Genomic DNA, 13431 nt, shown 5'->3' on the forward strand with positions numbered 1-13431 from the left:
TAGGCTCTTCTTTATGTAAAGCAGAGCATAGTCTGCTTATCTTATTATTTAACAAAACGCTATTGAATATTTCTAAAATACCATGAAGAAGGGAGCATCTCAACTTTATCAGGCAAATTCAAGGAAATACAGAATTGTCGGGTAACTGAAAGCGGTTTAAATAGAAAAACCTGCATTTTTTACTTTGAAAGTGGTATTTGTATAAGCCTCCCGCTGACGTAGATGGCTTGTGCACTGAAATAGGCAAAAAATAAAAGCGTGCCCGAAAGCACGCTTTTATTTTACCCCAATAAATTCCTTTAAAAACGAATATTCACCAATGGATTTGAACTTGTTGTACCGGTGATCGATCAGCTGATCTTCAGAAAGATCCAACAAATCCTTCAATGATCGATAAAGGACCTCTCCGATTTCTGCAGCCTGTACCTTTACATCTTTGTGGGCTCCGCCCTTTACCTCTTCGATAATCTCATCCACAACACCTAATTCTTTTAAATCCGGTGCAGTAATTCTCATGGATTCTGCAGCCTTTTTGGCCTGCGTGGCATCTTTCCAGAGAATAGCAGCAGCTCCTTCTGGAGAAATAACCGAATAAGTGGAGTTCTCAAGCATATGAATATGGTTTCCCACACCGAGAGCCAGCGCTCCGCCGCTTCCGCCTTCACCGATGACGATACAGATAACAGGCACCCTAAGGCTGGCCATTTCAAACAGGTTTTTTGCGATCGCCTCACTCTGTCCGCGTTCCTCTGCGGCTTTCCCAGGATAGGCGCCCTTTGTATCAATGAAACAAATAATCGGCCTTCGGAATTTATCTGCTTGCTTCATTAGTCTTAATGCTTTTCGGTAACCTTCGGGATGCGGCATTCCAAAATTTCTGCGGATATTCTCTTTTGTGTCTTTTCCGCGCTGATGCCCGATGACGGTAACCGGAAGGCCCCTAAACTTTGCAATGCCTCCAACAATGGCTTCGTCATCCCCAAAAGCACGATCTCCATGACACTCGAAAAAATCCTCAAAAAGAAAGGAAATATAGTCCTGGGTGGTAGGCCTTGCGGGATGTCTTGCAATCTGCACACGATCCCACGGTTTCATATTTTCATATATATCGGCTTCTAATTTCTCCAAGCGCGCTTCCAGCTTCTCTATCTCAGAGGATAGGTCTACATCGGCTGTTTTTGTGAACTCTTTTAATTCAGCAATCTTTTTTTTCAGCTCCATAACCGGACGTTCAAATTCTAATTCTCCTGCCATTGGAAGTCACCTCCTGGTTGATGTATTGATAAAATGGCTGATATCTTGTCCTTTAACTCTGTTCTGGGGATGACTGCATCCAATTGACCGTGTTTTAATAAGAATTCTGCTGTCTGGAAGTCTTCCGGCAGTTCTTCACGGATCGTTTGTTCTATGATTCTGCGCCCCGCAAAGCCAATCAATGCACCTGGTTCCGCCAAATTGTAATCTCCCAGTGAAGCAAAGCTTGCAGACACACCGCCTGTTGTCGGGTGAGTCATGATGGAGATAATCAGGCCTCCATTATCACTGAATCTTTTTAAGGCTACACTTGTCTTAGCCATTTGCATCAGGCTTAATACGCCTTCCTGCATTCTTGCTCCGCCTGATGCGGTAAATATAATAAAAGGAACTCCAAGTTCATCAGCTTTTTCAATGGCACGGGTAATTTTTTCTCCGACTACTGAGCCCATGCTTCCCATTCTGAATGTGGAATCCATAACGGCCACTGCTATTTTTTGGCCATTTACAGTGCCTGTCCCAGTCACTACCGCTTCATTAATCTTTGTCTTTTCCCGATCCTTTTCTAGCTTTTCAATATAATCCGGGAAATTAAGAGGATTTTCAGATATCATGTTTGCGTTAATTTCCTCAAAGCTATTGGCATCCAAAAAGCTTTCCAAACGCTCTTTTGAATTCATGGTGTGGTGGTATTGACAGTGAAAACACACTTTAAGGTTCTTAACCAATTCTTTTGTATACATGATCTTCTTGCAGTTCGGACACTTTGTCATGATTCCTTCCGGCACATCCTGCTTTGCCGTTTCCGATGGAATGGTTGCATATTTCTTCTTCTTCGTCTTAGTGAAAATATCTTTAAGCAAGATGAAACCTCCCTGATAATCGCTGAATCAATTCCATTAATTTCAACAGTGGTCAGACCACCGATTTAAAAATGAATGCCTAACTCTACTAGGCTCCATTAATGCTTGTCTGATTATTTAAATATAGAGGATATCAGCTATAAAATTTGCAAAAAATTGTCGTTAGCCTTTCGACAATTTTCTCAGATTTCTATATACACGAATAACTTCGGATTCATTTCTGGAAATCAATGTCTCAATCAGCTTTGCATATTGTTCCTTGGTTACCATCATTGTCTCCAGATCCAAAGAATTATAATAATCTTTAAGGATAATCCAGATGCGGAGGAATAGATGATTATCTGCAAGTGTGACGATTTCCAGAAAAAAGTCATCATCTGAGTAGTCTGCTTCAAGAGACCACTTTTTGAACCTAAGAAGCTGATCTTCTCCAGCCTTTTGAATGATTAGCCATAAACAATCAAGTTCGATCAAGAACTTGGTTTCTTTAACATCTCTGATGGATTTCTTATCCTGAAGAATAAACGTGCTAAGCAGCTGTACGAGCTGATGACCTCTAAAATCCCTCATAAAAGTCCCCTCGCCCCTCCTTGTCTCTATTAAGCCAAGAAGTTCAAGGGCTCTTAATGCTTCCCGAACGGAAGAGCGCCCGACACCCAGGCGCTCTGACAGCTCTCTTTCGGAAGGCAATCGATCTCCAGGCTTAAGTCCGTCATGTTCAATCATGGACCTAAGCTGTTTGACAATGCCGATATAAACCTTCGTGTTATTTTGAGGTGGATTCACGTATGGAGTCACTCACCTTTTCCAATGACAGCAAGTTGCTTCGTTTTTTCCTTTACTTCTTCAGGATCCACTTTAATGCGGGCAACACCGGTTTCCATTGCTGCCTTTGCCACTGCAGCCGCAACTGCAGGTGCGACACGGGGATCGAATGGCCCAGGGATGACATAATCCGCATTCAGCTCATCCTGATGAACCAAATTGGCAATGGCTTCTACAGCAGCTACTTTCATTTTCTCATTGATATGAGTTGCACGGACATCCAGAGCCCCTCTGAAAATTCCAGGGAAAGCCAGCACATTATTGACCTGGTTTGGAAAATCGGATCTTCCTGTCCCAACTACCATCGCTCCAGCTGCTTTCGCTTCTTCAGGCATAATTTCAGGAGTTGGATTAGCCATAGCGAAAATAATCGGGTCCTGATTCATGGCACCAATCATCTCTGCCGTTAACGCTCCAGCCGCAGAAACCCCGATGAATACATCTGCACCTTTAATAACATCAGCTAGGCTTCCCTTGGCATTTTCACGATTCGTATACTTCGCTACTTCATTTTTTATCTCATTCATTCCCTGTGGGCGGCCTTCATAGATGGCACCCTTGGTGTCACACATAATAATATCGCGAACACCATAGCTGTATAGAAGTTTAATGATGGCAATTCCGGCCGCACCGGCACCGTTTGCCACAACCTTAATTTCATTCATTTTCTTTCCTGAAAGCTTCAAGGCATTCACAAGACCTGCAACAGTCACAATGGCAGTGCCATGCTGGTCATCATGGAAAACAGGAATATTTGTTTCCTTTTTTAGTCGCTCTTCTACATAAAAGCAATTTGGAGCAGCAATATCTTCAAGGTTTACGCCTCCAAATGTAGGTTCAAGAAGTTTTACAGTCTCAACAATTTTATCAACATCGGTCGTATTGAGGCAAATCGGAAATGCATCCACTCCTGCAAAACTTTTGAATAGTACAGCTTTACCTTCCATTACAGGCAGGGCGGCTTCCGGCCCGATATTTCCTAATCCCAGCACAGCTGTTCCATCGGAAACAACCGCAACCATATTACCTTTCATCGTATATTCATAGACAGTTTCCGGCTTATCATAAATCTCCTTGCAGGGCTCAGCAACCCCTGGGGAATAAGCAAGGCTTAAGTCTTTGGCATTTCGCACCTGTACTTTTGATTTAGATTCCAATTTCCCTTTATTAGCTCTATGCATATGCAGTGCTTCTTCGCGTAAGGTCAAAATTTTCACTCCTCATATTCCGGATAGGATTTATATATAAACATAGATCGACGAAGAAATACCTGCTGCCTTTCTGCTTGATTATCAGATGGCGCAGGGCTTATCCTTCGCTTCAGTGGTCAGACCAGTTTATTTTTCTTCTTACAAATATACCATAATTGTTATTGTTGTAAAGGATAATTACTTTAAAATGACGTTATTCTGCCCAAGCACTTTCATAAGCAATTGAAGGAAATCCTCTGATGGCGAGATCAGGTCTTCTTCACCCAGGCGAATGGTTTTTCGGGAGCTTTCATAATATAAAACCACCTGAACCCGGCCTTCATTTTTCTTAAATAACTCTTTAAGCAAACGAAGATTTTCAGATGTTTCCCGATCCTCGGTAATCCTTAAATATAAAACTGGATCTTTGTTTTGCATTTTTTCAATTGCTTCCTTCACATCATCCAGATGCTGGACAATCAGCTGCTTCTTTCCGTCCCGTTCCTCAATCCTTCCTTCCGCAAAGACGATGCTTCCCTGGGAGCACAGCATTGAAAATCGGTTAAACACCTTTGGAAAAACAACTGCCTCCATATCCCCTGTCTGATCGCTCAAGGATAGAAATGCCATTGGCTCTCCTTTTTTCGTACGGATCTTTTTCACTTCGGATAAATATGCAACTGTTTTTGCCTTATTTGCATTTCTTTCGAGTTCAATCAGCGGACTGGCATCCAGCAGGTGAAAAGATGATTCGTAGATTGAAACCGGATGATCTGATAAATACAGGCCCAGCACATCTTTTTCAAATCTCAGCTTGTCCTCGGAACGGATCGGATCTACTTCGGTATATTTAGGCTTAGGAAAAAATTCATCATCCTCAAAGAAATCAGCTTGATCGTCTTCCGGCATAACAAGCTGGGCATGTTCCGCAGCCACATCCAGGCTGGCAAGCAGAACAGCTCTATCTTCCCCAAATTCATCAAAGCTTCCTGAATGAACCAGGGACTCGAGGACCTTGCGATTAACAGCTTTTGTTGAAACCCTTATGCAAAAATCAAACAGATCTTCAAAGCGCTTATTTTTCCTAGCCTGAAAAATATCCCTTAAAGCTGCAGCACCTACGCCTTTTATGGCTGCAAGACTATACCTGATTGAATCTTTCTCTACCAGAAACGAATAGCCGCTTTTATTTATGGATGGCGGGCTGAGCGCCAAACCCATCTGTCTCAGTTCTCCGATATACTGGGCAATCCTGCCTTCATTGCCTACTGCTGAAGTCAGCAGTGAAGCCATGAAGTAAAGCGGATAATGAGTTTTTAAATATGCCAGCTGATAAGCTATGAAACTGTATGCAACCGCATGGCTCCGGTTAAATCCATAGTTTGCAAACCGGACAATTAGATCATATATATCATGAGCAGCTTGTTCATTATAGCCTTTCTTTACTGCTCCCCCTACAAAATGGACACGCTCACGGTCAAGCACTTCTTTTTGCTTCTTGCTGACCGCTCTCCGAAGCAAATCGGCTTCACCCAGTGAAAATCCTGCCATTTTTGCAGCGATTTGCATAATTTGTTCCTGATACACGATGACACCATACGTATTTTCAAGAATAGGCTTCAAATCAGGATGCGGAAATATAATCGGCTTCCTTCCGTGCTTTCTGTCAATAAACAGCGGGATATTTTCCATAGGGCCGGGGCGGTAAAGGGCATTGACAGCCACAATATCTTCAAAGCGCGTTGGCTGGAGCCTTGTCAGCACACTTCGCATCCCCTCAGACTCAAGCTGGAAAATGCCTGTAGTATCTCCTCTTCCCAAAAGACTGTATACTGCCTCATCATCCAGGGGAATGTTTTTTATATCAATCTGTGTGCCTGTCTTTCTCTGTATAGAGCTTAAGATATTCTCGATTAGTGTCAGGTTCCTAAGACCGAGAAAATCCATTTTTAATAGGCCGACATCCTCAAGATGCTCCATCGAGTATTGGGTCAAATAAACATTCTCATGTCCCTTTTGAATGGGAATGGCCTCAACCAGCGGGTGCTCGCTGATTACAACGCCGGCAGCATGAGTGGATGTGTGCCTTGGGAGACCTTCCAGTTTGATAGCCGTTTCAAAAAGTCTGCGATTTAAATCGGATTCCTCGGTGAATCTTCTTAAAGGCTCTGATTCTTTGTAAGCCTCTTCGAGACTGATGCCCAATTTGGAAGGTACTTTTCTTGAAAGCATGTCCAGCTCTTTCGGATTAAGCCCAAATGCCCTGCCGACATCCCGTAGTGCCGCCTTAGCTGCCAATGTTCCAAACGTAAGAATTTGAGCAACATGCAACTCTCCATATTTCCTGGACACATACCGAATCACCTCATCCCTTCTGTGATCCGGGAAATCGATATCAATATCAGGCATGGAAATTCTTTCTGGATTAAGGAACCGCTCAAATAATAGCTGATGCTCAATTGGATCCACATCTGTAATATATAAGACATAAGCAACCATTGAACCGGCAGCAGATCCCCGCCCCGGACCGGTTAAAATTCCATTTTCTCTCGAAAACTTCATAAAATCCCAAACGATTAGAAAATAATCGCTGAATTTCATATTCTTAATTATATTCAGCTCATACTGCAAACGCTCCCTATGCTCACCATCTGCATCCGGATATCTGTCAGCAAAACCCTTCCAGCAAACTTCTGCCAATAGCTCATCGGCACTCATCCCTTTTACAGCAGGGTATTTAGGGAGGTTCTGTTTATCCAGCTCAAGCATAACATTGCATTGCTCTGCTATCTTAATCGTATTCTCCAAAGCATCCGGATAACCCGATAACAATTCTGCCATTTCCCCGGATGACTTTAAATAATACTCATCGCTCTTCAGCCGCTCTCTCGCTTCATCCTGAAGCTTTTCTCCATTTTTAATGGCCAGCAGGCACTCATGGGCAAAAGCATCTTCTTTTTTTATGTAACAAACACCATTTGAAGCCGCCAGGCCAATCCCGGTTTCCCCGGAAAGCTGAACCAGAAGTTCATGGTTTTTTTTCTCTTCACGCAGCCCATGATCCTGTATAGCGAAAAAGAATGAATGCGGCTCGAAAAGACTGCTGAAAAGTTCAGCTGTTCTTTTTGCCTGGCCGTATTCACCCGCCTCAAGATAGTGTTCTATTTCCCCGTCAAGGCCGGGAGTTAAAGCAAACAATCCTCCTGCATAGTGCTTAAGCCATTTAACAGGGATGCCTTCAGGTGATTTTGTCTGGACTGTGCTTGTGATTTTTAATAGATTCTGAAAACCCTGCCTGTCTTTAGCCAAAAGGACCATCGGATAAGCTTCCCCTTCGGATATCTCGCTTAATACATCCACAGAGAGGCCCAGGATTGGCTTTATGGACTGCTTAAGACATTCTTTATAAAAGGCAACAGCTCCGTACATGACATTCCGGTCCGTTAAAGCCAGGGCAGGAAACCTGTTTTCCCTGGCGCCTGACACTAGCTGTTCTATTCTTGCCGTGCTCGATAGCAGGCTATAAGCGCTATATACATGAAGGTGAATAAATGACACGTTTCTCACACCCTTAATTTCTCTGTATTTTCATTATAGAACGCCCGTTTCCAAAAAGAAAATATGTTCTCTTTTTAATGGCAGCTAAAAAACATATTTTTCTAAGTTTGTCCATATGATGAAGTATCAAGATAATTCTGGCAGGGCCATTCCTGCAGCGAGGATGGATGATATGAATACCCAGCCCTTTTTTTCCACTTTAATTGATAGTTATTTTATTGCTTTCGGTGTTTTGATAGGAGGTTCAATCATTGGAGGCATGGCTGCTTTTCTGACAGGAAAGCCTCCTTTAAATCAAATCTTCCAGATTTCAAATATGATACGCATCTGGGCTATCATTGCAGCAATCGGAGGAACCTTTGATACAGTTTACAGCTTTGAAAGAGGTGTCATGGACGGACAGACAAAGGATATATTTAAGCAATTCATGCTGATTCTTTCTGCTCTCGGAGGGGCCCAGACAGGCGCCATGCTTATTAACTGGCTGACTCAGGAGAACATTTCAGCATGAGGATACCGCCTTACTACCGATTGCCATCCTGGCAGCGCTTTTTAGCAGGAATGGCCCTAGGGGGCATCATCAGCTGGTTTATTTTTTTATTTGTTTTTGGACAATGGCAGGAGAGATACAGCAAAGAAATCAAGCTTCAAAAGGATGCTATCTTTGAATTGGAAAAAGATAAGGAAATCTGGCAGGAGGAATTCAAAAAACTAAATAAAGAAAACCAGAAAAAACTGACTGTCCAGGATATATCCATTAAAATTGTCAACAGCGAAAAATATAAATTGGATTCCTTCAGTGTTTTTCAGCTGGAAGATGAAATAAAAGAGGATATTAGCATGATGGTTGCCAAAGACATCGATACTGTTTACAAAAGCAGCGAACTGATCAAGAAAATAATAGAAAATAAAACACATCGGGTAAATGAAAAGAGATACCGGGTCGAAGTTAAAGAACTGGTCATCTATACAACCGTCTCAATTGAATTAAATATCATGCTGGATTAATGCCCGGCTTTTGCCGGGCATTATATTTTAGTTAGCTTTGCAGACATCCTCCAAATCTCTTACAACCGATTCCATCTCTTCCCATGAATAAATGGAAGCTCCGGCAGCAAGAGGATGTCCTCCGCCATTATACTTTCTTGCAACTTCATTAATAATTGGACCCTTCGAACGGAACCGCACACGGATTTGATCGCTCTCCTCGATAAAGAAAACCCAAGCTTTTATTCCCTTCACATCGCCTAGAACACTTACAAGCAGGGAAGCTTTAGGAGGTACTGCCTGAAATTCTTCGAGCAGTTCTTTTTTCAGGATCATGACAGCTGCACCGCTGCCTCTCATTTCAAAGTTCTGCAGTACATAGCCTTTCAATTTAACAATATTTGCGTCCAGCTCATACATCTTATCAAACAGTTCCGGCCGCGAAAAATTATAGTGAATCAGTTCACCTGCATATGCAAACGTCTTTTCTGTCGTGCTTGGATAGAGGAAACGGCCGGTGTCCCCTACTATTCCGGCAAATAACAATCTAGCAGCTTCATCAGACATTTTCAGACCCTGATCTTTGCCGAAAAGATAAAACTCATAAATCATTTCACTGGTAGAGCTTGCATCCGTATCAACCCACATCATATCTCCATATGGATCCATATTCGGGTGATGGTCAATTTTGATCAGTTTATTACCCGTTCCATATCTATCATCACATATCCGTTCCGCATTTGCTGTATCACAAACAATGACCAGCGCCCCATTATATGCATCATCAGATACTTCATCCAGCCTTCTCATATAATGAAGTGTTTCTTCTTCCTTCCCGACAGTGAAGATTGATTTTTCAGGGAATGAAGCCTTCAGGATTTCAGCAAGGCCTCCCTGTGAACCATATGCATCCGGATCAGGACGGACATGCCTATGAATAATGATTGTTTCATATTTTTTAATTTCATCAAGTATCTTTTGTTTCATGGCGCGCTCCTTTTTTCTGAATACTACTTTATTTTTACCATATCATCGTGAAAAGAAAAAGAAAACACAGCACGCTTATGGCAATTTTTTATTAATGAAGGTAAAATAATAAGAGATTGTCGAAACTTGGAGGTTATGAAATGCCTATCTTTGTTATCCTGATTATTCTCTCTTTTTCTTTCTATATTTTCTACAAAGTGAAATTCTTCAGAAGCAGACAGCCGGCTGAAAGACAATGGATATCAGCCAAGTCCAGGATTGCGCTTGGATCATTCGTCGCCATATTTGGCCTTAATCAGCTGTTTTTATACAATACAACAACAGCTCTTATTGTGGGAATTGTGTTTATCCTTGTTGGGGTATTAAGCATATGGGGCGGCATGAAAGCATATAAGTTTTACATGCCTCACGCTGCAAAAGAAGCTGAGGAAGCAAGGAAGAGTTAAATTTAACCGGATTTCCGTAAGTGCCTGCAAAAAAAGCCGTTCAAAATGTGAGCGGCTTTTTCTTCATCAGATGGAAAATATATCCTTTAACACTTATTACTGTCTAACGCAAACAGCCGGCCCCCTCGAGATGAGGCCCTCAGGACAAGGGAGTCTTCGTCATCATAAACATCGCACGACCGAAAGCGGCAGCTTTTGGGAGGACGTGGCGTTCTTGGTCTGCGTTCCTTTGTGGGCAAGGTGCTTCTGCTTTTCTTGTATTAATGTCTGTCAATTAGCTGGCACATCATCATTGCCTTGCCTACAAGGACGCCTTCGTTAAAAACTTCCACATCCACTTTTCCGAACTTCCGTCCTACTTCCAATACTTTTGGATAGATTTCAAGCATACTGTCGATTTGAACAGGCTTAATAAAGTAGACCGTCATATTTTCAACTACGAGATCACCTTTTTTATAGCTTCTTAACACTCTGTTTGCAGCTTCCGAAACAATGGTTGTAAAGACCCCATAGGATATCGTTCCAAGGTGGTTGGTCATCTGCGGAGTAACCTCACAGCGATAAACGTCATCCCCTTTGGTTTTTCCCCTAGTCATAACCAGCTGGTTGGTGACTATATCGTCAATTGTTTCACCTACCTGCGGCTGCCTTTGGATCATCTGCAGCGCCTTCAGCACATCCTGACGGCTAACAATCCCTTCAAGTTTATTGGCTTCATCTACCACAGGAAGCAATTCAATCCCTTCCCATACCATCATATGCGAGGAAGAGGCAACGCTCGTTTTTCCGCCAACCGTCATAGGGTTTTTGGTCATAATTTTTTCAATAAGCGTTTCTTTATCATGTCCCATAATATCCTTGGAAGTGACAACTCCCTGCACTTTTAGATTACTGTCGACAACCGGGAATCGGCTATGGCCGGTTTCACGATTGTACGTTAGCCAATCTGCAATTGTATCGGTTGTTTTCAGGAAAATCGCTTCTTTCAGAGGAGTCAGGATATCTTCAACAAGTACAATCTCCTTTTTGATAAGCTGGTCATAGATAGCCCGATTGATCATAGTTGCAACTGTGAAGGTGTCATAGCTGCTTGAGATCACAGGAAGCTGCAGATCGTCAGCAAGTTTTTTGACATGGTCTTCTGTATCAAAGCCCCCAGTAATTAACACAGCAGCCCCAGCCTTCAATGCCAATTCATGTGCCTGGGTCCGGTTTCCGACAATCAGCAGGTTTCCGGCATCCGTGTATCTCATCATCGCTTCAAGCTTCATCGCTCCAATAACAAACTTGTTCAGTGTTTTATGAAGACCGGCTCTTCCTCCGAGTACCTGGCCGTCAACGATATTAACAACTTCGGCAAAAGTAAGCTTCTCAATATTTTCTTTCTTTTTCCGCTCGATTCTTATTGTCCCAACACGTTCTATTGTACTGACATATCCCTTATTTTCAGCATCCTTAATTGCTCTGTAAGCAGTCCCTTCACTCACAGCGAGCGCCTTGGCGATCTGTCTGACCGATATTTTTTCTCCAATTGGCAGTTCATCAATGTAATGTAATATTTGCTCATGCTTAGTAGCCAAGACTTTCACCCTCTACAAATTATTCCTTATTTTTCATTATAAGGGTAAAGAGGCCTTGATACAATTGACTTCGGCAATCTTAAATTATCGCAGGCTAACGGGCAGTATAACCCCCACTTCAAGACTCAGAGCAATCAAGAAGATAGGTAGGGGTCAAACTGCCCATAAAGGCCCGATAGAAGAACAAAGACTAAGAACGCCACGTCCTCCCAAAAGCTGCCGCTTTCGGTCGTGCGATGCTCATGCTGACGATGCCTCCTTGTCCTGTGGGCCTCAACTAACAACAATGAGGGACACTGATTGAAGTTTCACTTTATCTGCCGAAGGAACGCACCCGCTTCCTTTCTGCCATTTTGCGCACCCGCTTCCCCGAAGCAGCCGCTTTTTTCGGGGCAAACAACAATGCAGTCAGGTTTCCGGCAATGACAAAAAGGGCAAGGGCCAGCCAGCTGATGGCAAAGATCCCTTCAGTCCCTCCATTAAACACACCCATTCTAGGAGCGGCATAATAAAGCAGCAATCCGCACAGCAGCAAACATAGCAAATATCGATTTTTATTCAATTTAGCTTCCTCCTTTATCCTATCCTCCCTAAAATGTATGCGGACAGGCTGGGAAAATGATTGGTTTTTAAAGAAAAGCGTAAGCGCCTTGCCCACCCCCGACAAGCATAAGACGAGCCTCTCTGAAAGGCGTTCTTTGCCTTTTTGTGAGGCTTGTCCGAAATGTGGAGGCGACTGCCCAGAGACGACAAGCACAAGACGAGCCCTGCAAGAAGGGGTTCTTTCCTTCTGGAAGGGATTGACTAGTCTTTTGTCCCCAGGAGTCGCAACTAGACAGGCTTGTGACCTCGAGGGGATAGGCTGCTTGCGCTAGACAGTTATCTAACTTCAGGATTTATACATTCCTCATTAACAAACGCAGCCTCCATCAGAAGCTGCGTTTTCATATTATAATTCGATTGATTCTCCTGCTTCCAGCACTTGCCCGACTCCTGTTTCCAGCATGCTGATGAATTTATGCGGATCCTGCCTGATTGGCGGGAACGTGTTGAAGTGAATCGGAACCACCTTTTTGGCGCCAAGAAGTTCTGCTGCGTATGCTGCATCATCCGGACCCATAGTGAAATTGTCCCCGATCGGCAGAAATGCCAAATCTATCGGATGCCGGTCGCCAATTAACTTCATGTCAGAGAAAAGCCCTGTATCCCCTGCATGGTAAATCGTTTTTCCTTCTAAAGTGATGAGAACACCGGCTGGCATTCCCAAATAGATGATTTCCTGATTCTCTGTCTCGAGGCCAGTTCCATGAAAGGCTTGTGTCAGCTTCACTCTTCCGAAGTCAAAATCATATCCGCCTCCGATCGACATTCCATGCGCGTTAACTCCCTGCCAGCCCAGATAGGTGGCAAGCTCAAAGTTGGCAATGACAAGAGAGTCATTGCGCTTTGCCAGTTCAATCGTGTCCCCAAGATGGTCACCATGTCCATGGGTGACAATGATGACGTCTGGCTTCTGGTCCTCCGCTTTTAAGTCTGTCAAATCATTCCCGGTAATAAAAGGATCTATTAAGATGGTTTTTCCCTGTGATTCGATCTTCACTATGGCATGGCCATGAAATGATACTTTCAATTTTATGCTCCTCTCTAATTTTAGGTTATGTAAGTTACTTCAACGAAAAACAAGTTATTCCTGCTTTCTTTTAATATATACCCGATTGGCAATCTTTAAAAAGTTTACATT

General features: G+C 43.0%; 12 protein-coding genes. 3 read left to right on the forward strand and 9 right to left on the reverse strand.

Annotated elements, in window-relative coordinates; genetic code table 11:
- Positions 1–276: 276 nt before the first annotated feature.
- The 5 genes from accA to dnaE all read right to left on the reverse strand — a co-directional run bounded on the left by accA (position 277) and on the right by dnaE (position 7690).
- The gene (accA, locus tag AC0VZ9_RS22130) at positions 277–1254 is read right to left on the reverse strand and encodes an acetyl-CoA carboxylase carboxyl transferase subunit alpha (RefSeq protein WP_009333242.1); all 978 of its coding nucleotides are present in this window, start codon (positions 1252–1254) and stop codon (positions 277–279) included.
- A complete protein-coding gene (accD, locus tag AC0VZ9_RS22135) occupies positions 1239–2117 on the reverse strand; it encodes an acetyl-CoA carboxylase, carboxyltransferase subunit beta (protein WP_019383075.1) in 879 nt (292 codons plus the stop codon). Before accD ends, accA begins: the two co-directional genes overlap by 16 nt.
- Positions 2118–2279: 162 nt before the next feature.
- Complete coding sequence (locus tag AC0VZ9_RS22140) at positions 2280–2843, reverse strand: FadR/GntR family transcriptional regulator (protein WP_050807810.1); 564 nt, start codon at positions 2841–2843, stop codon at positions 2280–2282.
- A 68-nt stretch (positions 2844–2911) separates the two neighbouring features.
- On the reverse strand, positions 2912–4150 hold the full coding sequence (gene ystJ / locus AC0VZ9_RS22145) for an NADP-dependent malic enzyme (protein ID WP_217025962.1): 1239 nt from the start codon (positions 4148–4150) through the stop codon (positions 2912–2914).
- A 180-nt stretch (positions 4151–4330) separates the two neighbouring features.
- Complete coding sequence (dnaE, locus tag AC0VZ9_RS22150; protein WP_475396731.1) at positions 4331–7690, reverse strand: DNA polymerase III subunit alpha; 3360 nt, start codon at positions 7688–7690, stop codon at positions 4331–4333.
- 115 nt (positions 7691–7805) lie between these two features.
- On the opposite strand from dnaE, the gene ytrH reads away from it, so the two are divergent.
- Together ytrH and ytrI are read left to right on the forward strand one after the other, a co-directional pair.
- Positions 7806–8201 (forward strand): sporulation membrane protein YtrH, encoded by a 396-nt coding sequence (gene ytrH, locus AC0VZ9_RS22155; RefSeq protein ID WP_019383072.1) that lies wholly within the window; start codon positions 7806–7808, stop codon positions 8199–8201.
- A complete protein-coding gene (gene ytrI / locus AC0VZ9_RS22160; protein WP_009333249.1) occupies positions 8198–8698 on the forward strand; it encodes a sporulation membrane protein YtrI in 501 nt (166 codons plus the stop codon). Before ytrH ends, ytrI begins: the two co-directional genes overlap by 4 nt.
- A 27-nt stretch (positions 8699–8725) precedes the next feature.
- Here the strand turns inward: ytrI and AC0VZ9_RS22165 are convergent, their stop codons facing one another.
- Positions 8726–9664, reverse strand: a complete 939-nt coding sequence (locus AC0VZ9_RS22165) for a DHH family phosphoesterase (protein WP_251156453.1) — start codon at positions 9662–9664, stop codon at positions 8726–8728.
- Positions 9665–9804: 140 nt separating this feature from the next.
- Between AC0VZ9_RS22165 and AC0VZ9_RS22170 the strand changes: the two genes are divergently transcribed.
- Positions 9805–10110, forward strand: coding sequence for a YtpI family protein (locus AC0VZ9_RS22170; protein WP_019383070.1), 306 nt, complete (start codon positions 9805–9807; stop codon positions 10108–10110).
- Positions 10111–10370: 260 nt separating this feature from the next.
- Here AC0VZ9_RS22170 and AC0VZ9_RS22175 read toward each other — a convergent pair whose 3' ends face one another.
- The 3 genes from AC0VZ9_RS22175 to AC0VZ9_RS22185 all read right to left on the reverse strand — a co-directional run bounded on the left by AC0VZ9_RS22175 (position 10371) and on the right by AC0VZ9_RS22185 (position 13320).
- Entirely contained in the window at positions 10371–11690 is a 1320-nt protein-coding gene (locus AC0VZ9_RS22175; RefSeq protein WP_009333252.1) for a CBS domain-containing protein, read from the reverse strand.
- Between the two features lie 313 nt (positions 11691–12003).
- Positions 12004–12252, reverse strand: coding sequence for a hypothetical protein (locus AC0VZ9_RS22180; protein ID WP_019383069.1), 249 nt, complete (start codon positions 12250–12252; stop codon positions 12004–12006).
- A gap of 387 nt (positions 12253–12639) precedes the next feature.
- Complete coding sequence (locus AC0VZ9_RS22185) at positions 12640–13320, reverse strand: metal-dependent hydrolase (RefSeq protein ID WP_009333256.1); 681 nt, start codon at positions 13318–13320, stop codon at positions 12640–12642.
- Between the last annotated feature and the right edge of the window lie 111 nt (positions 13321–13431).

Source organism: Cytobacillus sp. QJM3NY_8 (assembly GCF_056173585.1).